Origin of the sequence: uncultured Porphyromonas sp., from assembly GCF_902489635.1 — a bacterium.
In the GTDB taxonomy this organism is placed as follows: Bacteria; Bacteroidota; Bacteroidia; order Bacteroidales; family Porphyromonadaceae; genus Porphyromonas.
The window spans coordinates 15,662-40,621 of record NZ_CABUAN010000019.1 but is presented as its reverse complement, the minus strand read 5'-3'; the positions used below and the strand labels follow the sequence as shown (position 1 = coordinate 40,621).

Here is a 24,960-nt window from a genome sequence, read left to right as displayed (position 1 = left end):
CCCTTCAGACCTCACCCTCAGCGCCTTGCGCTTCATCCTTTCTGCAAAGTCTAGACAATCTTGCTTGCAAGATTGTGAGACTGTTGACTTTTGCAACAGTCTCTTCTTGCTGAACTATTCGGGATTTCCGGATAGTTCCCTCTTCGGACAATTCCCCCGAGAGAAAGATATTGCGTAAGTGATCATTGACTGTACGCACGGGCTAGAGCCGGCGGGTGAGGGCTGGCAGGACGCTGCGCATCCAATCAGTGTAGTCGCCTGCCACGATGTGGTCGTGCGCTTGGTTGACCAGGTCGAGGTAGAAGGCGATGTTGTGGATACTAGCCAGTGTGAGCCCCGTGATCTCCTGCGCCTTAAAGAGGTGGTAGAGGTAGGCGCGGGTGTAGCGGTGGTCGGTCGATGCGGTGCCCTCGGGGTCTATTGGCTCGTGACAGGTGCGCCACTTGGCATTGCGTATGTTGATGGTGCCTTGCCAGGTGAAGAGCTGACCATTGCGGGCGTTGCGTGTGGGCATGATGCAGTCAAACATGTCGACTCCACGTGCGATGCCCTCTAGTATGTTGGCTGGTGTACCGACGCCCATGAGGTAGCGTGGCTTATCCTTGGGAAGGATGCTATTGGTCAGCTCGATCATCTCGTACATCTTGTCGGTAGGCTCGCCGACAGCTAGTCCGCCGATGGCATTGCCGGGGGCGCCTAGCGAAGCTATATGCTCGGCCGCTCGACGTCTGAGGTCGGGGTAGACACATCCCTGCACGATTGGGAAGAGAGCCTGCTCGTAACCATAGAGAGGCGGGGTATGCTCGAGGTGCTTGATGCAGCGGTCGAGCCACTGCTCGGTGGTGTCTAGTGACTGCTTAGCATAGGCGTAGCTGGCATCTCCTGGGCAGCACTCGTCGAAGGCCATCATAATGTCTGCCCCTATGGCACGCTCTATCTCCATAACCCGCTCGGGGGTGAAGAGGTGCCTGGAGCCGTCGATGTGCGAAGCGAAGGTGACGCCTTCGGGTGTGATGCGTCGCATGGCTGCTAACGAGAAGACTTGGTAGCCTCCACTATCCGTCAGGATGGGCTTGCTCCAAGTGCCAAAGCGGTGCAGACCGCCTACCTCTTTGAGTATCTCTATGCCGGGACGCAGGTAGAGGTGGTAGGTATTGCCGAGGATGATCCGCGCATCGGTCTCCTGCTCCATCTGCTCCATCGTGACCGCCTTGATGGCTCCAGCGGTACCCACGGGCATGAAGACGGGGGTCTGTATATCTCCGTGGGCGGTCTTGATGACTCCAGTGCGTGCGTCGCTATGGGGACAGTTGTGGTCTATGGTAAACTGCATGAGGCCAGCTGGTTAAATCTTCAGGTCGAAGCCGATGGTCAGCATCTCGTAGATCTGTAGACGAGATCTATTCTCAGGGGTGAGCGGTACGGCATCGTCGTAGCGTAGCAAGACGTTGATACGGGTGGAGATGTAGCGACTGAAGGCGAAGACGAGTGAGTTCTCAAACTCGGTCTCGATACGCTTGTAGCTGGTATTGTAGTAGAGTCGCGACTCCCATGCAAAGGTGTCGGTGAAGTCCCAGATCATATTGGCGCGGAGCATAGAGCCGATGGCGCTGTAGATGTTTTTGCCCTCCTCAAAGCCATGTCGGGTCATATCTATATCCTTGCGTGCAGACCACTTGAAGTCATAGGCGAGGGGAGCGATATTGAGATCTAGTCGGAAACGACGCCCGTAGTAGGTCTTGGACTTGTTGTCTACGACCCACTTCATACCGAGACCCGCGGTGAGTGTGAGTGGTGAGGCGAAGGCGGAGTAGACCACGGTCTTATCTTCAGATCGCTGCTCGAAGGCTTGCGTGCGAGCCTCTACATCTAGTGAGTAGTACCACCCCTTGAAGGCTTTGATACCTAAGTTGCTACGTAGGCGGAGGAGGTCGTCAGAGACGTTGTACCCCTGGAGCGAGTCACGTATCTCAGCGTTGAGTCCGAGACGCCACTCTAGCTCGTTGAGCCAGTTGACCTTGTCCTTTTCGTAGCTCAGACGGAGGAGCTGCTTGCTATGGAGGGCGAGCGCGCTGTTACCACCCTTGTGCCAGTTGGGCGAGATGTAGGTCTGGCTAAACTGTATGCTACTCTCTAAGCCTGGGAACCAGTATTTTCGCCCGAGTGTTACCCCGTGGAGCTGGTCTGATGCATTAACGCCTGCAAAGGGAGTATCGACGGCTGCTGCGACGATGGGCTTCGAGCTCCCAACGGTGGTCATATCTATGCGGTGTGCTAGTAGGTCGCCCTCTCGACGTGTGATGAGTGTGGGGGTGGCAAGCTTGAGCTGGTTGACGCTTTGCAAGCTACGCTCGTAGTATTGCTGTAAGAGGGGGAGCTGTAGCTCCTCGTTTTGCAGTGCTGTGGCAATTGGACTGCTTTTGCTTACTAAGCTGATGGGTAAGTCTAGAGATAGCTCGGGAGCTTGGTCAGTAGAGATGACGCTCACGGCCGACGAGAGGGGAGCTTGCAGCAGTAGGGTGGTGGGGAGTACCTCTTTGGGTAGTGGTGCCACGGGGTTGGAGCGATTGAGGAGGTACTGCACCTTGAGGGTCGTGAGCTCGACGGGCGCCGTGACGCTGTCAGCCTCGCTCTGGAGGCTTGCCGAGTGATCTGCCTGTGCTGCTAAGGGGTATGCCCCGATAAGGGCGATGAGTGATAATAAGAAGGTAAAGCGATAGTAATGCATGGATACTACTTATATAGGACTCGAATGAGTATAATCTAAAAAAAGCTCACATCCCCACACAATAGGCTGAGCGTCTAGCTCTTTATGGTGCTAGAGTGGATCTACGTCGCAGTAGATCTGCACCCTCCGAGCTTGGATAGCACTCTTCTGTATCGTGGAGATAATATGAGAAATCTGCCTTCGCACCTCCCGCCAAGGGCTAGAGGGACGAATTTTCATGCAAATATAGCGAATATGGCGCATACGCACCCAAGAGACGTAGGGCGCGTTGGACTCAGAAGCCTGCCAGAGTGACTGAAACGGCTCCGTCTGCATCGTACGTGCTAGTGCTGCAGCGGTGTAGCAGACATCTCCCTCGGAGGCTCCTCGTATGTAAACGTAGATGAGGCGCACATAGGGAGGAAAGCGGAGGTACTCACGCTCTGCTAGCTCGCCTATGCCATAAGGCTCTGCCGTGTCACCGCCCTGCAGGCTCTCGAGGAGAGGTGTGTCGGTCTGGTAGCTCTGTATGTAGAGCTGCGCTGAGGGGTAGTTGCTCCCGAAGCGACTGAGTGCGGCATAGGCCCGCTCGTTGGCTCTGAAGTCATCGCCCACGATCAGCTGGTCTAGATTTGCCAAGCCAATGAGCCCTACATTGCGGATAGCATCTAGATAGATAAGACTTGAGGTGCCGACCAGTATGGCTGGCTCGTCGCTACGTATCAGCTGACGCATCCGTTGCTGCGCCTCCTTATTATAGTATTGCGAGGCACTGAGCTCTAGGATGGGAACCTCTGTCGGGATGAAGAGCGTGAGCTCCTCGGCGATACGCTCTACACCGTAGCCCTGTATGCTAAAGGCCCCCCGGCTGTTGTCTATCGCAACTTCACTCTTGTCTAGTGGAACCTGGTCACTCTGATGACAGTGAGGACAGATGCGAGGAGCAGGCGCTGTGAAGCAGCAGTAGCTACAGCTGACGCTCTGTGTGGACTTGTGGTAGACCAGTCCTACATCGCAGTTGGGACACTGGAGCGTCTTCTGACAATGTCTACAGACGAGGTGCGGAGCGTAGCCCCGACGATTGAGTAGGAGGATGCTTTTGTGTCCTGCTTGGCACTGCTCGAGGAGGGCTTTGCGTAGCTCGATGGAGAGCATTTGTCCCCATGGGAGCTTGCCCTGCTTGCGCTGAAGGGATAGGTCGATCAGCTCGAAGGGGCGTGGTGCTCTGGGGGTGGTAGTGGTCGATGTATCAAGCTGATTGAGCGAACGGTAGTATCCCCGCTCGACGTTGTATAGTGCCTCGGCAGAGGGGGCGACGGTAGTCAGTAGGAGAGGCGTCTGGCTGCTCTTGCAAGCGACGACAGTCAGGTCACGCGCATGATAGCGCGGGGCTGGCTCGGACTGCTTGTAGCGACTGCTCTCCTCGTCGGTAACGATGACGAGGTCACAGTGCGAGAGGGGTAGGAGGCTACCCATGCGAGAGGTGAGGACGATGAGTCCACGCTCTCGGTGTGTCAGCCCGAGGAGTCTAGCACGTAGCGCCATCCGCTCAGCGTCTGTCGTGGAGGAGCTGTAGAGGACGAGGTCAAAGGGCGTCGCTCGTCGTCTCTCTCCGCTGCCTCTGGCTAGCTGCTGCAGGGCACTGTAGAGCAGGCTTTGGTCAAAGAGGAAGAGCTGTGGCACATAGATAGTTACCTGTGTTGCGGGGTTGCGCTGGAGCATCTGCTCGACCATCGAGACGACCAGTTCTATTTGCTCTTCATTGCTTGTAGCTTGGTAGAGTACGGGTTTGGTCGTTTCGCCGATGAGACTCTCGAAGAGCTGACTCTGTCGCTGCTCTCCAGCTGCTGAGGCGGTGCGCTGTGCCGTGGGGCGTATGAGCGGGTCGGCGAGTGTCGCCGTCTCTCGTAGTATGCCTCGCTTGATGAGCGTACGGAGTGTGGCCTGCCGATTGGTGTCTCTCCCGACGAGTGTCTCTCGGAGTAGGGGCGTGTCGAGCGGTAGCTCATGCTGGTAGAGGAGGTCTATCAGCTGCTCTACCATAGCTCTCTGCGCCTTGGCGCGGGAGAGGCTCTCGACAAGTTCGCTGAGCGCCTCCTCAGAGCATAGCTCCTCGACAAACTGCACGGCTGGCGAGCCGACCTGCACAGAGCGGCTGTAACGTGGTATAGACTCACTACCGATGAGTACACCAGCCTGCAGGAGTCGGTCTATCTCGGGGTAAATACGGTCGCCAAGGATCTTCGCCAGCTTGCTCACCTTCGCCTGATGCCCTCGCATGGAGAGTAGCTCACAGCGTATCTCTTCCGATAGTTCGGTCGCTTTGTAGTCGGTCGCTTGATCGCCTTCGGCCGTTTCGTCTGGCTCTCGCCACGCTACCTGCGTCTCACTAGAGGGTAGGTAGCTACTCGGTATAGCGGCGGTGAGCCAGGCTCCCAGCGAACAGATGTAATAGGCGGCACCCCAGCGCCAGAGCTCTATCTCCCTAGAGGTCACGATCGCCTCACGATCGGGTAGGGCTATAATAGACTTCAGCTGACCGAGAGGTCTGTCCGACTCCTCGATCAGCTGAGATATGATAGCGTAATAGTAGCGCTTACTGCCAAACTGCACTAGCGCACGCATACCGACCCTCGCCTGTTCACACAGCGCCTCGGGTACACGATAAGTGTACTCCTCCTCGAGGGCTAGGGGTAGGATGATGCGCGCCAGCATAGGCAGAGCTACTGGCTGTGCTAAGTTACTGCTGGCTTAGAGCTGCGTGCATATTGGCAGCAGCCTTGCGTCCGTCACCCATAGCGAGGATGACTGTCGCACCTCCACGGACGATATCGCCACCGGCGTAGACCTCTTTGATAGAACTCTGGTTTTGCTCGTTGACGATGACAGTCCCCTTGGGCGAAACTTCCAGACCCTGGAAGGAGCGTGGTATGAGCGGGTTCGGCGAGACACCGATGCTCACGACGACGACATCTACATCTACCTCATCGATAGCTCCGGGTATGGGGACCGGCTTGCGACGACCATCGGGTGTGGGGTCGCCTAGCTCCATGCGCTGCAGCTTCATGCGGCGCACTTTGCCCTTTTCGTTGCCCTCGTACTCGATAGGGTTATGTAGGGTGAGGAACTCGACGCCCTCAGCCTTAGCATGCAGGATCTCCTCATGACGTGCGGGCATCTCCTCCTCACTACGACGATAGACGATCATAGCACGCTTAGCACCAAGGCGGAGTGCCGTACGGACTGAGTCCATAGCGGTGTTACCACCACCGATCACAGCGACCACGTCTCCCTTATAGATAGGTGTCTCAGCACCCTCGGTGCCAGCACCCATCAGGTTGACACGAGTGAGGTACTCGTTAGAACTCATGACGCCAGCGAGGTTTTCGCCAGGGATGTTCATAAAGTTGGGCAAACCAGCACCACTACCCACGAAAATGCCTACGAAGCCCATCTCCTGTAGCTGCTCGTAAGAGAGCGTACGCCCTACGACGACATTGGTCTCAAAGTGTACGCCCATCTGCTCCAAGATCTTGAGCTCGGCATTGACGACGCGTAGCGGGAGGCGGAACTCGGGGATACCATACTTCAGCACGCCACCGACCTCGTGCAGAGCTTCGAAGACGGTCACATCGTAACCCCAGCGCGCCATATCGCCAGCGAAAGAGAGTCCAGCAGGACCACTACCGATGACGGCAATCTTCTTGCCATTGGCGGGAGCCATCTCGGGTAGCTCGTACAGCCCATTCTCTCGCTCATAGTCTGCTACAAAGCGCTCTAGATAACCGATGGCGACGGCATCGCGCTTCATCTTCTCCGTGTAGATACAGTGCTTCTCACACTGCTTCTCCTGAGGGCATACACGACCGCACACAGCGGGCAGCGAACTACTCTCACGGATGATATGCGCAGCTGCGGCAAAGTCTCCACGCTCTACGTTTTTGATAAAAGAGGGTATGTTGATGGATACGGGGCAACCCTCCATACAAGAGGGATTGGCACAGTCGAGACAGCGAATAGCCTCTTGACGCGCCTCAGCCTCGGTGAGACCACAGTTGACCTCTTTCGTTAGACTGTGAGCACGCTCATGAGGGTCCACCTCAGTCATCTTGACTCGTGGTATAGCCATGCGCTCCTTGCCGGTATGTGCCTTGCGAAGCTCCTCGCGCCAAGGTTCGTTGCGACGAGCGGTGATCAGATCCTTTTGTTCTGACATTGTAATATGTGGTTAGCTCAGTGTGATACGGTTACTTCTTATAGGTATTCAGACGCATCAGTAGCTCGTCAAAGTCTACCTGGTGAGCGTCAAACTCAGGTCCATCGACGCATACGAAGCGCGTCTTGCCTCCGACGGTGATACGACAAGCACCGCACATGCCCGTGCCATCTACCATGATGGTATTGAGTGAGGCGGTGGTGGGGATGTTGTACTTCTTAGTAAGCAGGGCTACAAACTTCATCATGATGGCGGGACCAATGGTCACGCAGAGGTCTACTTTCTCACGCTTGATGACAGACTCGACACCATCAGTCACGAGACCCTTGGTGCCATAGGAGCCATCGTCGGTCATGATGATGACCTCGTCAGCAAACTCTCTGAACTCCTTCTCTAGTATGATGAGTTCCTTAGTACGTGCTGCAGCGACGACGATCACCTTATTGCCAGCAGCCTTGAGTGCTCGAGCGATCGGGTAGAGCGGTGCCATACCGACACCACCACCAGCACAGACTACGGTGCCAAAGTTCTCAATATGTGTGGCTTGTCCTAGGGGCCCCACGATATCGTGGATCATGTCTCCAGCGTTCAGAGCAACTAGTCGCTGAGAGGACTCGCCGACTGCCTGAACGATCAGCGTGATCGTGCCGGCATCTACATCAGCATCGGCAATAGTGTAGGGTACGCGCTCACTATGGTCGGTGACACGTACGATGACAAAGTGTCCAGCACGGCGTGACTTGGCAATCAGGGGTGCCTCGACAACCAGCTTGGCTACTTTTTCGGAGAGAAAAGTCTTACTGACTATACGATTCATAGCGTTGTGTGATATGATATATGCTAATCAAGAATGGTCTCGATAGGGTACCTAGAGATAGGTATTGCCAAAGGTACGACTTTTTCACCACCTAGCCACTAATTCTACCGGAATTTGCGTTTCGTAGCTCGACTATCTGTACACTATAAGGGGAAAGTTCGACGATCAGCGGAGCCCATGGCTGGAAGGCGTAGAGCTGCTCGTGGGGAGCTCCCAGAGAGTTGTGTGTCGTCACACGCAGCAGCTGCTGCGTCTCTCTGCGCTCCTCCGAGACTGGGAGGAAGAGTGGGTAACGCTGTGGGTCTGCCGTGAAGTTGCTGAGGACGGCGATACCGATTGTTTCGCCAGCCTCTTGCTCTGCGGGGTCTAGTAGTCGTAGGTAACCGTAGGTGCGCTCAGCATTGAAGCCTCCCCACTGACGAGCCTGCTCCTGTATCGAGTGAAAAGCTCCTCTCAGGATGACTGGATGCTGTGCCCACTGCATGAGGCGATGATAGCTTTGATAGATCGGGTCGGCAGGGTCACGCTGACTTAGAGCGGGAATGCTCCAGTAGTCAAAGATCGTGGTTCGTCCGTCAGGACCACTATACCCCTCGGCATCGACGCCTCTCTCTCCATACTCCTGACCAGCGTAGAGGAGTAGGGGGCTAGGGGTAGCGAGCGCAAGCAGCGTCATAGCGGTGAGTCCTCGCTGAGCCGTGTCGGCAAAGTAAGGCGAGGCAAGACGCACCTCGTCGTGGTTCTCTAGGAAGTAGAGTAGCTCATCGGGAGCGTACTCCTTATTATTGTAGATGAGTCGCTCTTCGATAGCAGAAACCGAGCGCTCCTGAGTGATCACTTGGTAGAGCGTGTCGTAGAGTCCGCTCTTGTCGTAGAGTAGGTCGAAGGCTCCCTCCTCTAAGTACTTGTGGTAGTTGTCTATCTGGTAGATCTCTGCGACAAAGGTGACGGGATACTGCTCCTGCACCTGCGGTATGACCCAGTGCCAAAACTCCACCGGCTCCATCTCGACCATATCACAGCGAAAGCCGTCTACCCCCTCGGCAGCCCAGTAGCAGAGTATGTCTCGCATCTGCAGCCACGTGGCAGGCGTCGGGTCAAAGTGTGAGATCCGAGAGCCATCGGGGCGGTAGTCCACGCCATAGTTCAGCTTGACCGTCTCGTACCAGTCGTTGGCTGAGGGAGTGGCAGACCAGCAGTCATTACCCGTGACACGAGCCGGCTCCTCGTGATAGCTAGAGGAGCGATTGGGTAACTGAAGCGAAGTGCCGGGTAGGTAGTAGAAGTTGTTGTTCGGATCAAACGCTTTGCTCCTATCATCTTTAGCTCCCAGCGGAGTAGCCCCCTGGGGCGTGTGAGTACCATCATACTGTCGTGATACATGGTTAGGGACAAAGTCTATGATCACCTTCAGCCCATGACGATGGCAGCGCTCTACAAAAGAGCGAAAAGCCGTTCGTCGCCTCATCGGCTCTCGCACGATGGTCGGGTGTACGTCGTAGTAGTCGGTGATAGCGTAGGGCGAGCCTGCCTGCCCCTTGACAATGTCGGGGTGCTGGTCAGGACAGTCAGTCCAACTATGCAAAGGTGTCTGGGTGGCGTGGCGTATGATCCCTATCGGCCACAGGTGAGAGACTCCTAGCGAAGCGAGGTAGTCAAGTGCTGCATCGTCAAAGTCTTCGAGCGTGCCTGTGCCGTTTTGCTCTAGAGTGCCATGAGGCGTCAGCTGAGCGTGCGCTTTCTTATTACCCCATAGACGTACTAGTGTGGAGTAGATTATGGTGCGCATAGCCTATGCTTTGCCCTCTTGTGAGAGTAGATCGATGATCTCTCTAAACTGCTCCTCCTCTTCGTATGCCTTGCTGATGAGCTGGTAGCCAATGTCTGAGATGATATCTACGGGAGATACATCGTAGGCACCAAAGTGCGAGAGCAGTGGCGACTGAAGTACGACATCGCATAGCTCTAGATCGATAGTCACATTAGCACGCATCATAATGCGAATGAGACGGTCCGAGAGGCGAAGTATGTTTTTCGTAGGCGTATTGTCCACCTCCGGGCTTAGGTTGATCCCGAGGAGGAAGTCGCACGACTCACGGATAGGACGTGCGGGGAGATTCATAAAGACCCCACCATCGACATACTGCTCGCCATCGATGATAACCGGCTCGAAGAGGATCGGTATCGAGCAGGAAGCCACCACGGTAGAGGCTAGGTCACCCTTTGTAAAGTCACGCGCCTCGGCTTTATTCAAGTTGGTCGCGATGATGTGCATGGGGATCGGTAGATCTTCAATGCGCTCATGGCGTAGGGTCTCTTTGAGAAATTGCCGATACTTATTGGTCTTGAGCAGTGAGAGCCTCGGAGCAGTCAGCGAGGTCATATTCATGAAGCCAAAGTGTGACGACAGATCATAGATCTCCTCACTGCTGTATCCGTCTGCATAGAGAGCACCCATGAGCGAGCCGACGCTAGTCCCGGCGATGATGTCAGGGCGTACGTTATGCTCCTCTAGAAAACGAAAGACACCTATGTAGGCTAGCCCACGAGCAGCTCCGCCACAGAGAGCGAGACCGAAGGTAGGTCGCTTGCCGTAAGTCCATGTGCGGACACGCTCTACCAGCTTATCGAGCGAAGTGGATATGAGGGCAGAGCTACGCTCTATGAGACGCTCTCCCTGAGCTTTTAGATCAGAAGTGTTGAGTGCCATATCAGGTTCATTTAGGTGGTTGAGGGTTTTCTGCCTAGAGGCAGGTCTGCGAGCAGCGTCGTCACTGGTGGCTCCGTAAAGGCACGACGTGAAGCGACCACCAGCTCCCACTCCTCGGCAAACTGCTGCTGCGTGAGCATGTGGTTACGATGTCCTGAGCGATCCATACGATCCAGGAGGTACCCCACGGTCAGTAGGTCGGGATCGACGGCTAGGTTGTAGTGTAGCTCCTTGTCACGAGAGCTATAGACGACCTCGATGATCAGTTCCTCCTCGAGTAGCTTGGCGATGATCTCACTGGTCTGATTGATCGGCAGGTGACAAGCCTCTGAGAGCGAAGGTATATCATGCGGCTCAGGCTCGGTGTGATCGAGGAAGCGCTGCACGATGTGAGCCATCACCAGAACCGTCAGGAAGTCGGAGTAGCGAGGGGAGACATTGGTCGCATCCTTGGCGTAAGTAAAGTTCACCACATTCTGTATGGAGAAGCATAGCTTAGCACTAAAGAGGGTGATCGACCAGACCACCTGCAGCCATAAGAGCAAGAGCGGTATAGCGGCAAATCCACCATAGATAGCATTGTACTTAGAGATCCATAGGATACCGCTGACGTAGAGTGCCTGCAGGATTTGGAAGGCACTACCAGCTATGGCACCAGCGATGAGTGCTGGGAGGAACTTGACACGGGTGTTAGGCAGTGCCATAAATATACCCGCAAACATAAAGATGAGGATGATGTACGGGAAGAGCTTGAGCATAAACTCCCACAGAGGCGTGAAGAGTATGTAGTCGTTGAACCACGTGTTCTTTATCGTCGCCATCATCACGGTCATTCCCGATGAGAGCGTCATCAAGATAGGCAGTAGCACGACCATCGTGATGTAGTCCGTCAGCTTACGTCCTATGGAGCGTCCTCGCGGCACCCCCCAGATGACGTTGAAGGTCTGCTCGATCGTGTCCAAAAGGAGGAAGATCGTGTAGAGAAACAGCACCAAGCCGACCCCTAAGAAGAGCCCTCCCTGTACCTGTCCTAGATAGTTCTCCACAAAGCCCATCATCGTGTCCAGTTCGTTCTGATGCCCTGGCATATAGGTCATCAGAAAGTCGTAGATCGTGTCTTGAAAACCAAAGCCCTTGGCAAAAGCTACAAGAAGTGCGAGCATCGGCACGATAGAAAGAAACGTCCGGTAGGTCAGTGCCGAGGCATGGCGACTCAACCGTTGATCCACATAGCCCTTGATGGCCATATAGAGAGCCTTGAGCGTATTGATGTAGAGCCGTCGGAAGCCTCGCACCTCCTGTGGCTGTATGTGCCACATGTCGCTCGTGAGGAAGCGAACCACCTTGTAGGCTCCCACCTTGAGCTTGCGCACCCAGGTGGAGGGCTTGCGAGCAGCGTGCTCTACAGTTGTAGCTTGCTTAGAGCTGGAACGCTTATGTCGTATAGAGTTGGTATGTTGTGGCATGAAGTTAGTGATACTATATTATATATGGTACGACAGGGAGGTGTGCTTTGCTGGGCATCACCTCGCCCGGCGCTGGCGAAGCGAATCACGGAGAGGACAGTAGGTCTATAAGCCGGGTTCTGTGCCACTCACGAGGAGTGGTGCTTGTCATTTATCTACGACACCCGTTGCCGAGTGCCTCTAGCAATCTACCCTCCGACTAGGACGAGCAGCCCTCATAGCGTCGGTATACTTGATCTTGCAACCCATAGTGTGTACAGCCAGTGGGTCACCCACACTGCTGGTGAGCTCTTACCTCACCTTCTCACCCTTACCTAGCGTGCCGAGGCACCTCTAGGCGGTCATTCTCTTCTACACGTCACCTACCCTCGCGGATAGCTCTCTGTTAGGGAGTATGGTACTCTGCGTTGCCCGGACTTTCCTCTCTCGCACGAGATGCAGAGCCGAGGCTCTCATCCAGTAGCGACAGCGACAAGCCGATCTACTGCCATATCCATGATACGTCACTGGGAGGCTCTCACCCTAGAGCGATGGCCTCCACAGGTGCAAAGATACAAAATGAAGCGATTAGCGGTGATCGCTCGACCTTCCCCAGAGACTCAAAGGCCCGTAAAAGTGCATCCTGCAGTTTGCTAAACCAGATGACTCTGTAAAACGAGTGCTGAAGGGGGAGCGGCTGAGTGGTTAGATGCCGACGCCTAGCGACTGGAGGATAAGGTAGGTCATATAGGCTACGTAGACGGCGAGCAGGGCAATGCCCTCCTTGCGGCTGATCATGGCTCGTCCGAGTACGTTGCTAAAGATAAAGAGGAGGAAGACAGCCACCAGCATCATCAGATAGTCCAGGAGCTGTATGCCAGCTGGTACTAGAGGCGTGATTGTGGCAGAGGCACCGAGGATGAAGAGGATGTTGAAGATGCTGCTTCCCACGACGTTGCCGATGGCTAAGTCGGGCTGACGCTTGACGGCTGCTACGATCGAGGTGGCCAGCTCTGGTAGTGAGGTGCCGATGGCAACGATGGTGAGTCCGATGATTGCTTCGCTCACACCCCACGAGCGTGCTATACTAGAGGCATTGTCTACGAATAGACGTCCACCGAAGACCAGTAGTGCGAGTCCCCCGATGACCTTAGCGATAGAGATTAGCAGTGTCCTGGTTGCATGCTTTGCCTTAGACTTATCTGCATCATCTTCTAGTGACGAGAGATCAGGCTCGGGTGCCTTTTCCTTGGCCGCAGACATGAAGGCTAGATAAAGGTAGAAGATGAGGAAGCAGAGGAGCACGATGCCGTCGCCACGATCGATGATGTTGCCCGAGAAGCCACCCGTGAGGAGATTATCGCTCGCCATAACTAGACAGATGGCTGTGACCAGCATGGCGATCGGGATGTCTCTCTTCATAGCGTCGTGCGTCACACGGATCGGGTAGATCATAGCACTGACGCCTAGGATGAGGAGGATATTGGCGATGTTACTTCCTACCACGTTGGCGATGGCTATGTCCGGCTTGTTGGCTAGCGCCGAGGTGATGCTCACGACTAACTCAGGGGCTGAGGTGCCAAAGCCTACGATCGTGAGACCGATCACCAGTTGCGACACGCCCAGTCGCTCAGCGATCGTCACAGATCCATTGGTGAGGAAGTTGGCCCCAGCCGTGATCATGACCAAGCCTAGTATGAGCAGTAAGAAGTAGAGTAGTATGGACATAATGCCTAAGATATAAGGTGTAGTACACGTTTACCAGCCTCCAGTGGCACCGCCGCCACCGCCTGAACCGCCACCGAAGCCTCCGCCGCCGAAGCCTCCGCCACCGAAACCACCACCGCCTCGTCCGAGGGAGCTACCGATGATACCGCCGAGTATAGCTCCGCCTAGAGCAGAGTTGCTCTCTTTGTAGACAGTCTCGTCTGTGTGATGGTCTTGATCGCAGTAGAGACAGTGATACTCCTGACGATGGATGTAGGCGATATGCCGATCAGTAGAGCGCAGTCGACGCGTACCGATGTGTTGTAGCGCATAGGTCCCGCAGTGCGGACAACGCTTGTAGGGGGAGTTACCGGCTACCTCGCCATAACGCTCCACGGCTCCACAATTATCACACTGCTTGACGAGGTAGTGCACACTGCCGAGTCGCTCCTCCAGCTGCTGTGCAGGCGTGAGTAGCGACAGCTTAGCCGTGTCTGAGAGAGTCTGTAGCTTGCTCTGGTGACATGTGCGACAGATGAGTGCCTCTAGAGAGAGACGGTGGCGCAGGATTGCATAGAGAGCAAGGAGTACTACGATGGCACCTGCTATCAAGAGGAAGCTCCCACCGATCATTAAGATCAAAGCTATGAATAGGAAGCCTAGGATCTGCCTGTTGAGTCGCTTGATGCGCTGCTCCGGAGCTGTCTGCTCGTCTTTGTAAGAGACCAGCATGACGACACAGAGGATCAGCACCAAGAGGACTACCAATCCATTGAATACGCCATCCGCCACTTGATCCTCCTCGGTACCATCGGTGCGCGTCGCCCCCTCGTAGTTTGCCGTGATCGTCTCTTGTATCGCCTGCACGCCAGAGAGGATACCTGTACTATAGTCTCCACGCTTGAAGTGTGGCACCATACGATGAGCGATGATCTGACTACAGAGGGCATCTGGTAGCACGCCCTCTAGTCCGTAGCCCGTCTCGATGCGTATCTGACGACTATCTAGCGAGATGAGCATGACGAAGCCACTATTGTCTATCTTAGAGCCTACGCCCCAGCCACGAAGTATCTCTCGTGCGAGATCTTCGATAGAGCCACTCTGACCGATGGTGGGGAGGGTGATGACGACCCCCTCCACGCCATGCGTCTGGCGCATGCTTAGGATCGCTTCGTTGATTCGTTGTCGCGCTTCGGGCTCGATGATGTGCGCTACGTCGGAGACAAACTGCGTGCTGTCCTGTAGCTGTACGTTCGGGATATCCTCCCACGAGACAGCCTTCTGAGCAGGCAGTGCCCAAAAGGATAGCAGTAGTCCGAGTAAGAGTAAGGTGCGCTTCATGGGGGAGTCTAGAGGTTAGAGATTAGAAGTTAGAGAGAGAGGAGGGCTAGGCTCACTAGTGCCACTAGAGCTCTAGTGAAGTCCTATCCCTCTACCTCTAACAACTAAAACTTTACTTGAGGAGCTTGCTCTGCACCAGCCTCTGCCTGGAAGTAAGGACGCTGGCGGAAGCCAAAGATACCAGCGCAGATATTCGTCGGGAAGTGACGTATCTTCGTATTGTACTGCTGTGTCTGGTTATTAAAGTCCATGCGGGCCGCCGTGATACGGTTTTCCGTACCCTCTAGCTGAGCCTGTAGCTGGCGGAAGTTTTCGTCTGCCTTGAGCTCGGGGTAACGCTCCACGACAACCATCAGTTTGCTAAGCGCACTGGTTAGGTCCCCCTGAGCTTGCTGGAATTGATTGAGTTGCTCTTGAGTCATCCCCTCGCCAGATGGGACGATGGGCTGTGAAGCCTTAGCGCGGGCATTGATCACTCCCTCTAGGGTCTCACGCTCATGAGAGGCGTAGCCCTTGACTGTCTCCACAAGATTGGGGATGAGGTCGGCACGGCGCTGGTATTGGTTCTCCACTTGGCTCCACGAGCTGTTGACCTGCTCGTCTAGCTTCACGAGCGAGTTGTACTGACCCACGCCCCAGAAGACAAGGAGCAGTACGACCGCCACGATGATAATTGTGATCGTCAGACCACGACGTGACTTGGTGGCTGTAGATTGATTTGTCATAGTATTAAGTCTTTGTTTGTTAGTGAGTTCGTTGACTAGAGTAGCTCGATACGCTCCTCCGATACTTTTCGTCCGCAGTAGTGACAGCGTAGCACCTCGTGCTCAGCATCGATGAGGTGAAAGTGCGTACGCACGGGCTCATTGTTCGTAATGCACTTAGCATTGGGGCACTTGACGAAGCCAATAATCTCCTCGGGCAGGTGTAGCGTCCGCTTTTCCACCACCTCATAGTCCTTAATTATATTGACATGCACATCTGGGGCGAGGAGTGCTATACGGCTTGCCTCCTCATCGGAGAGCATCCGTCCGGAGATCTTGATGATCCCCTTCTTGCCTAGGTAGCGACTATCTAAGTTGTTGCCTATCGTGATAGGCTCCTCCATACCTTCGAGCTGTAAGAGGTGGGCTATCTTAAAGAGCTTTCTGGGGGGAATATGATCTATCACGGTGCCATTGCAGATGGCTGTGACCATCATCCCCTCTTGCTGCTTGATTAGAGCTTTCTGAGACTTAGCATTCATAGTGTGTAGTGTGTTACTTATCAACTTCTATACCGAGTACCTCGCAGAGTATCGACTGACGTATGTAGAGTCCGTTCTGAGCTTGGCGAAAGTACTCCGCCTTAGGACTGCTATCCACATCGATCGCAATCTCATTGACACGGGGTAGGGGATGGAGGATGCGCAGATTGTCCTTAGTGCCTTGTAGCATCTCCTTATTAAGTATGTAGACATCCTTGACACGCTCATACTCCTCCATATCGGTAAAGCGCTCTCGCTGCACTCGAGTCATATAGAGTATGTCGGCATCGGCGATCACCTCAGGGGTAAAGAGCGAAGTCTCCTCATAGCGTAGATGATGCTCATCGCAATACTGTCGGTACTCCTCGGGGAGTCGTAGCTCAGGCGGTGCGACAAAGGTAAAGCGAGGTGAGAAGAAGCGCATCCCCTCTATGAGCGAGTGGATCGTACGTCCGAAGCGCAGGTCGCCCACCATCACGATGTGTAGATCCTTGAGCGATCCTTGTGTAGAGCGGATCGTGTAGAGATCGAGGAGCGTCTGCGAGGGGTGCTGATTGGCACCATCACCAGCGTTGACAATCGGCACGGGCGAGACCTCTGTAGCATAGAGCGCAGCACCCTCTAGGTAGTGCCGCATGATGATCACGTCGGCATAGTTAGAGACGATGAGTAGGGTGTCCTTGAGCGACTCGCCCTTTGTCGAGCTACTGGACTTAGGATCGGAGAAGCCGATGACTCGTCCGCCCAACCTATTGACCGCCGTCTCGAAGCTCAGTCGGGTACGCGTCGATGGTTCGAAAAATAAGGTGGCACCCACCATCCCATCCATTAGATGGCGATTAGGATTGGCCTCAAAGAGTGCAGCGCGATCCAAGATACGTAGTATATCTTGCTCATCACACTGCTCGATAGATACGATATGCTTCATCATAAGGCACAGGCTATATTCAATTCATCCGTAAAGGTACAAAAAAGGAAGAGACTACAGAGGAGCTAGCTCAGGTTGTGTGGCGAAAAAACAATCCCCACGTGGCTGTTTTTCATTTTCCACGTGGGGAAGAAAAAATTCCTCCGAAGTTTCATTTGATTCCTCCGAAGTTTCATTTCATTCTTCCGAAGTTTTATTTCTCGCCCACGTGGAGAATTTTTATTTCGCACGTGGGGATTTGCGATTTGCCACGTGGGTATACCCCCATGCCACAAATATCACGAGTCGCTAGCTACTGAGATTTTTGGAGTCTAGGGGGTGAGCTGACGCATTATGCACAATGAGATCATCTACCACTCCATTCCTCGCTTGTCGCTCATGTGTAGCTCCTAAAAAAACGATTATAATGCGTCAGCCCAGGTTGTGCAAATCCAGCGCAGGCTTGTAACAATAATTTAGACCCGACTACATATCGATACGGGGCTATGTCGGGGAAAAGTGATTTCCACGTGGATATTTCGAAATCTCCACGTGGAGAATTTTTATTTCCCAGGTAGGAAATAAAAAATTCCTCGGAGGAATCAAATGAAACTTCGGAGGAAATGAATGACGCCCACGTGGAAAATAAAAAATATCCACGTGGAGATTTGAGATTTTCCACGTGGATATTCGAGAAAGGAGGGAATCGGACAAATTTCTCCGTAAAGATATGTAAAGCGATTAGAGGTTAGGGGTGACACATTATATATATACTCCTCGCTTGTCGCTCATGTGTAGCTCCTGACAGAGCGATTATAAGGCGTCAACCTAGAGTCTAGGGGGGGAGCTTTTGGTAGTGAGGTCTAAAATGAGTACTTTTGCAGAGGGTGTATTGCAGATACGCCTCAGCTAGCTTGAGCCTGTCTTTCCTCCCCAGCCGATCTGAGGGGGACGGGATGGGTATTTACCACCTATTATTGCTGTATACTCAGCGGGTGGAGCGTTTTTATACTTAACTATAGTTATGGACTTACACTTACTAGAACTTAGTGACCAGGAGATAGCACGTCGCAACAGCCTAGACGAGATACGTCAGATGGGCATCAACCCTTATCCCGCAGCCGAGTATGTCGTGACGGCACATGCGCAGGAGATACAGGACCAATATCAAGATGAGGCACCTCGCATGGAGGTGAGCATCGCTGGCCGTGTCATGAGCCGACGTATCATGGGCAAGGCTTCCTTTATGGAGCTACAAGATGCCTCGGGGCGTATACAGGTCTATGTGACGCGTGATGACCTCTGCCCAGGAGAGGATAAGGATCTATACAACAAGCTCTTTAAGAAGCTTCTCGACATTGGCGACATCGTCGGTGTCAAGGGCTTTGTCTTCCGTACCCAGACGGGCGAGATCTCGGTGCATGCTGAGGAACTGACCTTGCTGAGCAAGGCACTGCGTCCGCTCCCTATCGTCAAGGCTAAGGATGATCAGGTCTTCGATGGTTTTACCGATCCTGAGCTGCGTTACCGTCGTCGCTACGTAGATTTGATAGTCAACGAGGAGGTGAAGGGCATCTTCATCAAGCGTACAAAGATCTTCCAGTCGATGCGCAACTTCTTCAATTCGCGTGGCTACCTAGAGGTGGATACACCTGTCCTGCAGTCTATCCCTGGCGGTGCTGCGGCCCGTCCCTTCGTGACGCACCACAATGCGCTTGACATACCGCTCTACCTACGCATCGCCAATGAGCTTTACCTCAAGAGGCTGATTGTGGGTGGCTTCGAGGGGGTCTACGAGTTTAGCCGTAACTTCCGCAATGAGGGTATGGACCGGACGCACAATCCTGAGTTTACCTGTATGGAGATCTATGTCGCCTACAAGGACTACCGATGGATGATGCAGATGACGGAGCAGATGATCGAGCATATCTGTCAAGAGGTGCTAGGCTCTACGACCATTCAGGTAGGGGAGCACACGATAGAGTTTAAGCCTCCCTATCGTCGCCTTACTATGATTGACGCTATCCAAGAGTATGGCGGGGTCAATATCGATGGTATGGACGAGGCTGAGCTACGCAAAGTGTGCCAAGATAAGGGCGTAGAGATCGACGACACGATGGGTGTCGGCAAGCTGATCGACGAACTCTTTGGTGCCGTTGCTGAGCCACACTTGGTGCAGCCTACCTTCATCATAGACTATCCTAAGGCGATGTCTCCGCTCACTAAGGAGCACCGCGATAGAAGCGATCTGACAGAGCGCTTCGAGCTATTTGTCAATGGTAAGGAGCTGGCTAATGCTTACTCAGAGCTCAATGATCCGATAGATCAGCGTCACCGCTTTGAGGATCAGCTACGTCTGAGCGAGCGTGGAGACGATGAGGCGATGTATATCGATCACGACTTCCTACGCGCTCTAGAGTTTGGCATGCCCCCCACGTCTGGTATGGGTATCGGTATGGACCGCCTTGTGATGCTCTTGACTGGTCAGGAGAGTATTCAGGAGGTATTGCTCTTCCCACAGATGCGTCCTGAGATACAGCCTAAGCGTGACAAGGAGGAGGCTTATGTAGCCGCTGGCATTGACAAGACATGGGTGCCACTCCTGCAGAAAGCGGGCTATCTCACTGTCGCAGACCTTGCGGGCAAAGCTCCGGGCAAGGTGATGCAGCAGATGATGGATATCAATAAGAAGTATAAGCTAGGCTTGCAGATCCCCGCACTGGAGGAAATATCCAAGTGGGTGGGCGAGGAGTCTACGAAATAATCAAAGTTCACGCATGTCCCTCTCTCGCTAGAGGGCATGGCGTGTATACGATACAGTCAATATGGATATTGGTCGCATAGGCATACTAGGTAGTGGTAGCTGGGCTACTGCACTGGCTAAGATATCTCTAGAGTCTACGCCTGAGATAAATTGGTTTGTGCGTCGTGATGATCAGGTGCAGCGCTTTAAGGCTACGGGACACAACCCCGACTACCTCTCGAGTGCAGCCTTTGATCCAGAGAGGATAACCTTCTACACCGAGGGATCGATCAACCCCTTCTTTCGCAATAGTGACACCATCATCTTGGTGACCCCTTCGCCCTACATCAAGCACTACCTCAAGAAGGTGAAGCGTAGTAGCATGCGGGGCAAGCAGGTCATCAATGCGATCAAGGGCATTGTGCCTGACGAAAACCTTTTGGTCTCGGAGTTCCTTATTAAAGAGTTCTCCCTGCCAAAGGAGCAGATCGGCGTGGTGAGTGGTCCTTGTCACGCTGAGGAGGTAGCGCAGGAGCGTCGTAGCTACTTGACCACAGGGTCTTACAGCAATGAGCTGGCGCATCTGATGGCTGACACGCTCTCGTGTGACTACATCACCTGTACCACGTCGGACGATGTGGTCGGCATTGAGTTTGCCTCGGTACTAAAGAACATCTACGCCATCGCTGCGGGTATCTGCAACGGACTCAACTATGGAGACAACTTCCAGAGCGTCCTCATCAGCAACGCCATTGCTGAGATGAATAGCTTTGTCAATACGGTACACTTGCTCAACCATCGTGTCATCACCAACTCGGTCTATCTAGGCGACCTGCTCGTGACTGCTTACTCCAATTATAGTCGCAACCGTACCTTCGGCACGATGATCGGCAAGGGGTACAGCGTCAAGGCAGCGCAGGTGGAGATGGAGATGGTGGCGGAGGGCTACTACGGTGCTAAGTGTGTGCGCGAACTCAACACGACACGCTACCGAGTCAATATGCCGATCATGGACGCTGTCTACGAGATACTCTATAATAAGCAGTCGGCCAAGGAGACTATTGAGCGGCTCTCGCTCAAGTTCCGCTAAACACTGGCTCAAGACCCTGCTGACGGACAAAACCTTCTAACCTAACACACGATACAACCATGAAGACAGCCGCATCGCTCATCCAGATCGACACAACACATGCGCAAGCTCATCTATCGGCAGAGACCATCCGCCAGGCGAAGCAAGATGCGCTCGCAGCGATTGAGACGCTACATACAGGCTCAGGCGCTGGTAACGACTTCTTAGGCTGGCTCACGCTCCCCGAGGAGATGCTCGAGCGTGACCTTTGCAAGCGAGTACAGACGGTAGCCGACAGGCTTCGCCATGAGTGCCTATATATAATATGTATAGGCATCGGGGGCAGTTACCTAGGCGGCAAAGCGGTCATGGAGGCACTCGGAGACCATTTCTCCGCACATCGTCAGCCGGAGCTGGAACGCCCGCAAGTACTCTTCGCTGGAAATAATATCAGCAGTGACTATCTGCACGATCTGATGGATCTGGTTGTGGACAAGCCTTTTGGCATTGTCAATATCTCTAAGAGTGGCACGACGACCGAGCCGGCCATTGCCTTCCGCATGCTGAGCCAATACTTAGTGGCTCGTGATGGGCAGGAGGTGGCTAAGCGACGTATCGTAGCCATTACCGACAAGAAGCGGGGTGCTCTGCGTCGCCTAGCAGACGAGCAGGGGTACGATACCTTCGTCATACCAGATAATGTGGGCGGTCGCTTCTCCGTGCTGACTCCTGTGGGGTTGTTGCCGATTGCTCTGGCAGGCTTTGACATTGAGGCTTTGCTCCAAGGCGCGAGTGACACGGCACTCCTATATCGTAGTACGGAGCATCCGCTAGAGACCCCAGCCGTGCAGTATGCCGTGACAAGACAAGCCGCCTATCGAGAGCGCGCTGTGAGCGAAGTGCTGGTCGCCTTCGAGCCTCGGCTGAGTGCCATGGGGCAGTGGTGGATGCAGCTCTTTGGCGAGAGCGAAGGCAAGGAGGGCAAGGGACTACTCCCGCTCTCTCTGACCTACACGACCGATCTGCACTCCATGGGGCAGTGGATACAGCAGGGTCCCCACAACATCCTCGAGACGATGATTGTCGTCGACACGCCGCGAGACACCATCTCCATCCCGACAGATGAGCAAAACCTAGACGGGCTCAACTACCTAGCAGGCGAAACGATGCACCATGTCAATGAGCAGGCGCATCTAGGCACGCTCTTAGCACACGAAGATGGCGGTGTGCCAGTCTTGCAGTTGCAGTTGCCGCAGATCGATGCTAGGACGATTGGTGCCTTCATCTATACGATGGAGTATGCGGTCGCCGTCAGTGGCTATATGATGGGGATCAACCCCTTTGACCAGCCAGGCGTGGAGGACTACAAGCGCAATATGTTTGCCCTCCTCGCTAAGCCAGGCTTCGAGAGCGAGACAAAAGCGATGCGCCAGCGGCTCAACAAATGAACTTACGACAGATTACAACAATGACAGATACGATACAAACACCCCCCCAAAAAAGCTACCACGAGGCCATCCCTCTCCCTGAGTATGGACACCATATCCAGCACATGGTAGACCACTGCTTGACCATTGAGGATCGCGACGAGCGGACTCGATGCGCGCACGCTATTGTCAAGGCGATGGCGATCATACAGCCCGAGCAGGCTAAGAAGTCGGAGGATCACAAAGTCCTCTGGGATCACCTCGCCGTTATGTCGCACTTCGCGCTAGACATTGACTACCCCGTAGAGCCCATTCACGAGGAGGCGCTCCGTGGTGCGCCCGAACCCTTGTCCTATCCCGAGGACGACATCATCTACCGCCACTATGGTCACCTCATTCAGGAGCTGATCAAGAAAGCGTGCGAGATGCCCGAGGGTGACGAGCGCGAGGCTTTGGCACTCTCCATTGCCAACCGCATGAAGCAGGCTTATATCTTGTGGAATAAGCGTGCCGTCGACGATTACACCATCTTTAAGGATCTCTACGAACTCTCCGGCGGTAAGCTCGTGCTGACCGAAGAGGAGCACCAGCTAGACGCTGCCACACGACGCACGCCTCAGGGACGGGGAGGCAACCGCTCTAGACGACAGTTCAGGCGTCCAGCACGGGGAGGCAACAACTCCAGAGGAGGTCGCCGTGGTGGCCGCCCCAACCGTTCTAGACGTTAGCCGATACAGACACTCACTATCTTACTCTTACGATACTAGCTTATGGCATCTTACATCATCGAGGGAGGTCACAGACTTCATGGCGAGGTAACCATACAGGGAGCTAAAAACGAAGCGCTCCAAGTCATCGCCGCCACCTTACTAACCAGCGAAGAGGTCATCCTAGAGAATGTCCCAGACATCCTCGATGTCAACAACCTCATCAAGCTCGTAGAGCTGCTCGGTGTCGAGGTGACACGACTCAGCCACGACAGCTATCGCTTCAAAGCTCAGGAGATAGATCTAGACTTCGTCGACTCCCCGCAGTTCCTCCATGAGAGCAAGATATTGCGTGGCTCCGTCCTACTCGTCGGTCCTCTCGTTGGTCGTTGTCGCCATGCGGTCTTCCCTAAGCCCGGTGGTGATCAGATAGGACGTCGTCGACTAGACACCCACCTGATCGGCATTGCCACCCTAGGGGCGGAGTGCGAGTATGATCAGGATCGTAGAGCCTTTCGCATAGAGGTGCCACACCTGCGAGGAGCTTATATGCACCTCGAGGAGGCCTCCGTGACAGGTACCGCCAATGTGATCATGTCGGCTGTTCTAGCCGAGGGCAAGACCACTATATATAATGCTGCTTGCGAACCGTACATACAGCAGCTCTGCCGTATGCTCGTCTCCATGGGAGCTCGCATCTCAGGCATCGGCTCTAACCTGCTCACCATCGAGGGTGTCGAGCGACTACACGGCACGACGCATCGTATCCTGCCCGATATGATCGAGGTGGGCAGCTTCATCGGCATCGCAGCCATGACGCAGAGCGAGCTAACGCTCAAGAACGTCGGTCTGCCCGACCTAGGACTCATTCCGCAGATGTTTCGCAAGCTCGGCATCGAGATTATAGAGCGAGGCGATGACCTCATCATACCCGCTAGAGAGAGCTACGAGATAGAGACCTTTATGGATGGCTCTATCCTCACCATCGCCGATGCGCCGTGGCCAGGACTCACGCCAGACCTGCTGAGCGTCTTCCTTGTCGTAGCGACACAAGCTAAGGGTACCGTCCTCATTCATCAGAAGATGTTTGAGAGTCGTCTCTTCTTTGTGGATAAGCTCATCGATATGGGTGCACAGATCATCCTTTGCGACCCACACCGAGCAGTGGTCGTTGGCAAAGACCACCAGACCCGTTTGCGTCCTGCCGTGATGGCTTCGCCAGATATACGCGCTGGTATCGCGCTCTTGATAGCCGCTATGAGTGCCGATGGCACCAGTGTGGTCAACAATGCGGAGCAGATAGACCGTGGCTACCAGCATCTACACGAGCGGCTCAACGCTCTAGGCGCTCACATCGAGAGACGCGATGAGTAGCACGACCGCTTTTACCGTACCGGAGCTCACGCCCGTTGGCCACCTAGGCAAGCCACACGGCGTGCGTGGTGAGCTAACCGCTTACCTGACCATCGAGCTGGAGACTCTCTGTAGCGACCCCAGTCGCGAAGCCTTTTACCTCTTTGCCGAGATCGATGCGCTACCTGTGCCGTACCAGCTCCTGAGCTATCGCAGCAAAGGAGACAGCTACCTGCTCACCCTGGCTCATGTCGCTGACCGATCGATTGCTGAGAAGATGACTGGGTGGCGGCTCTTCGTTCCCACAGAGCTACTGGCAGAGAGCGAGGTCGCTTATAGCTGGGATCACTTCGCAGGCTACCGAGTAGTCACCCCCGAGGAGGAACCTGTCGGCACGATCCTAGAGGTCAATGACCAAACGGAAAACATCCTCCTTACGATCGAAACCTCCGACGGCACTCAGCACTTGATCCCCATTCACGAGGAGCTTGTCGAGGCGATAGACCCTGAGAGCAGGACCATCCAGCTACACATACCCCAAGGACTACTAGACTTGTAAGCCCAA

General features: G+C 54.4%; 19 protein-coding genes and 1 other RNA gene. 6 read left to right on the top strand and 14 right to left on the bottom strand.

From position 1 onward, the window contains the following. Positions 1-202: 202 nt before the first annotated feature. The 14 genes from tgt to pyrB form a co-directional block, all read right to left on the bottom strand. Positions 203-1,333, bottom strand: coding sequence for a tRNA guanosine(34) transglycosylase Tgt (tgt, locus tag RDM37_RS05155; protein ID WP_308555590.1), 1,131 nt, complete (start codon positions 1,331-1,333; stop codon positions 203-205). 12 nt (positions 1,334-1,345) lie between these two features. Then, a complete protein-coding gene (locus RDM37_RS05150; RefSeq protein WP_308555587.1) occupies positions 1,346-2,728 on the bottom strand; it encodes a DUF3078 domain-containing protein in 1,383 nt (460 codons plus the stop codon). A gap of 90 nt (positions 2,729-2,818) precedes the next feature. Beyond that, a complete protein-coding gene (gene priA / locus RDM37_RS05145; RefSeq protein ID WP_308555585.1) occupies positions 2,819-5,422 on the bottom strand; it encodes a primosomal protein N' in 2,604 nt (867 codons plus the stop codon). A gap of 25 nt (positions 5,423-5,447) precedes the next feature. Beyond that, entirely contained in the window at positions 5,448-6,923 is a 1,476-nt protein-coding gene (gltA, locus tag RDM37_RS05140; protein ID WP_308555583.1) for an NADPH-dependent glutamate synthase, read from the bottom strand. A gap of 31 nt (positions 6,924-6,954) precedes the next feature. Beyond that, positions 6,955-7,740 carry a sulfide/dihydroorotate dehydrogenase-like FAD/NAD-binding protein gene (locus tag RDM37_RS05135; RefSeq protein WP_308555580.1) on the bottom strand — a complete coding sequence of 262 codons (786 nt, stop codon included), beginning with the start codon at positions 7,738-7,740 and terminating at the stop codon, positions 6,955-6,957. A 91-nt stretch (positions 7,741-7,831) separates the two neighbouring features. Beyond that, the gene (locus tag RDM37_RS05130; protein ID WP_308555578.1) at positions 7,832-9,529 is read right to left on the bottom strand and encodes an alpha-amylase family protein; all 1,698 of its coding nucleotides are present in this window, start codon (positions 9,527-9,529) and stop codon (positions 7,832-7,834) included. Between the two features lie 3 nt (positions 9,530-9,532). Further along, the gene (locus tag RDM37_RS05125; RefSeq protein WP_308555576.1) at positions 9,533-10,450 is read right to left on the bottom strand and encodes a patatin-like phospholipase family protein; all 918 of its coding nucleotides are present in this window, start codon (positions 10,448-10,450) and stop codon (positions 9,533-9,535) included. Between the two features lie 11 nt (positions 10,451-10,461). Continuing rightward, entirely contained in the window at positions 10,462-11,916 is a 1,455-nt protein-coding gene (locus RDM37_RS05120; protein ID WP_308555574.1) for a YihY/virulence factor BrkB family protein, read from the bottom strand. A 92-nt stretch (positions 11,917-12,008) separates the two neighbouring features. Continuing rightward, positions 12,009-12,404, bottom strand: an RNA gene (gene rnpB / locus RDM37_RS05115) — RNase P RNA component class A. A gap of 196 nt (positions 12,405-12,600) precedes the next feature. Then, on the bottom strand, positions 12,601-13,623 hold the full coding sequence (locus RDM37_RS05110; RefSeq protein ID WP_308555572.1) for a calcium/sodium antiporter: 1,023 nt from the start codon (positions 13,621-13,623) through the stop codon (positions 12,601-12,603). Positions 13,624-13,653: 30 nt separating this feature from the next. Then, positions 13,654-14,943 carry a TPM domain-containing protein gene (locus tag RDM37_RS05105; protein WP_308555570.1) on the bottom strand — a complete coding sequence of 430 codons (1,290 nt, stop codon included), beginning with the start codon at positions 14,941-14,943 and terminating at the stop codon, positions 13,654-13,656. Between the two features lie 104 nt (positions 14,944-15,047). Further along, positions 15,048-15,668, bottom strand: a complete 621-nt coding sequence (locus RDM37_RS05100) for a LemA family protein (protein WP_308555568.1) — start codon at positions 15,666-15,668, stop codon at positions 15,048-15,050. Between the two features lie 35 nt (positions 15,669-15,703). Then, the gene (gene pyrI / locus RDM37_RS05095; protein ID WP_293964089.1) at positions 15,704-16,189 is read right to left on the bottom strand and encodes an aspartate carbamoyltransferase regulatory subunit; all 486 of its coding nucleotides are present in this window, start codon (positions 16,187-16,189) and stop codon (positions 15,704-15,706) included. Between the two features lie 13 nt (positions 16,190-16,202). Next, complete coding sequence (gene pyrB / locus RDM37_RS05090) at positions 16,203-17,117, bottom strand: aspartate carbamoyltransferase (protein WP_308555592.1); 915 nt, start codon at positions 17,115-17,117, stop codon at positions 16,203-16,205. A gap of 1,003 nt (positions 17,118-18,120) precedes the next feature. On the opposite strand from pyrB, the gene lysS reads away from it, so the two are divergent. The 6 genes from lysS (at position 18,121) to rimM (ending at position 24,954) form a co-directional block, all read left to right on the top strand. Beyond that, entirely contained in the window at positions 18,121-19,860 is a 1,740-nt protein-coding gene (gene lysS, locus RDM37_RS05085; RefSeq protein WP_308555565.1) for a lysine--tRNA ligase, read from the top strand. Between the two features lie 61 nt (positions 19,861-19,921). Beyond that, entirely contained in the window at positions 19,922-20,929 is a 1,008-nt protein-coding gene (locus tag RDM37_RS05080; protein WP_308555563.1) for an NAD(P)H-dependent glycerol-3-phosphate dehydrogenase, read from the top strand. A 59-nt stretch (positions 20,930-20,988) separates the two neighbouring features. Beyond that, complete coding sequence (locus RDM37_RS05075) at positions 20,989-22,356, top strand: glucose-6-phosphate isomerase (protein ID WP_308555561.1); 1,368 nt, start codon at positions 20,989-20,991, stop codon at positions 22,354-22,356. A 20-nt stretch (positions 22,357-22,376) separates the two neighbouring features. Next, complete coding sequence (locus tag RDM37_RS05070; protein WP_308555559.1) at positions 22,377-23,063, top strand: DUF4290 domain-containing protein; 687 nt, start codon at positions 22,377-22,379, stop codon at positions 23,061-23,063. Positions 23,064-23,105: 42 nt separating this feature from the next. Further along, the gene (gene murA, locus RDM37_RS05065) at positions 23,106-24,416 is read left to right on the top strand and encodes a UDP-N-acetylglucosamine 1-carboxyvinyltransferase (protein WP_299369826.1); all 1,311 of its coding nucleotides are present in this window, start codon (positions 23,106-23,108) and stop codon (positions 24,414-24,416) included. Further along, on the top strand, positions 24,409-24,954 hold the full coding sequence (gene rimM, locus RDM37_RS05060) for a ribosome maturation factor RimM (RefSeq protein WP_308555557.1): 546 nt from the start codon (positions 24,409-24,411) through the stop codon (positions 24,952-24,954). Before murA ends, rimM begins: the two co-directional genes overlap by 8 nt. Positions 24,955-24,960 lie beyond the last annotated feature (6 nt).